Annotated in this window: 1 protein-coding gene; it reads right to left on the bottom strand. The window is 36.7% G+C overall.

Annotation, left to right across the window (positions count from 1 at the left end; genetic code table 11):
- On the bottom strand, window positions 1-661 hold a 661-nt coding region (locus ACQY5W_RS13030), incomplete at its 3' end, for a hypothetical protein (RefSeq protein WP_428025405.1).
- Window positions 662-911 lie beyond the last annotated feature (250 nt).

The following is a 911-nucleotide window of genomic DNA, read 5'->3' as shown; positions in this document are numbered from 1 at the left end:
TTAACTCCATCCTTAGCGGTTCATTCTCTCTCTTGAGCTCATCATTTTCACTTGCAATTAAATCATCACAAGTTTCTACAGGTACATACTCATCACATGATGGTTTTGCTTGTGAGCAACAAGAGTTAGCACAAGATAAATCAATAGTATTTTTCACCTTTGTTACCATAACATCATAAGTTGATTCTAGCAATGCATATGAGTCAATAAGCTCTTTATGTGAACATAGGAGATCCCCATGTCTCTTTTGCAATTTCATATGCTTGCTTATGTGTTTCTTAAATTCCATCAAGAACTCTTGCTCATCATACTCACCATCTATGTTATCATCATCATCGATGTTGGAACTTGATGTAGAACAATCATCTTCTTTATCCAAGACAATTACTATTTTGCCAAAATTGGACACTCCGGTTTGGGAAACCGGACCATCCGGTTTTCCCAGACTGGCATAATTTAATTCTTCTTTTTGAACACTTGATTGCTCTTCTTGATCTTGATCAAAATGTGTAGATGATAATGAGATATTCTCTGGAGCACTTGATGATGATCTCTTGCTATTGCTTGAGCCATACATTTGCTCAAGCACCTTCCAAAGAAGATTAGCTCTTTCAAGCCAACCATACTTCATTTTCATTTCATCTTTTATTTCTGCACTCAAGGCACTAGATAAACCATGAGATGTGTGGGCTTTGAGATATAAGCATTTCATTTATGCTTGTGTTTGAGGACAATCCTCCAAGGCATGAAAAAGGCCTAGATCTACCATCCATCAAACTTGAGGATTCATTTCACGTAAATAAGTAGACATTTGAGATTTCCATGATACAAATTCATTTTCATCGAAATGGGGTACCTCCACTAAAGGAATGGTTATGCAAGGAAGTGACTTCATCTTTTCTCCAAACGGT

Origin of the sequence: Arcobacter sp. (assembly GCF_050300555.1) — a bacterium.
GTDB lineage: Bacteria > Campylobacterota > Campylobacteria > Campylobacterales > Arcobacteraceae > Arcobacter.
The sequence above is the reverse complement of the archived record's forward strand: the minus strand, read 5'-3'. Positions and strand labels throughout refer to the sequence as shown.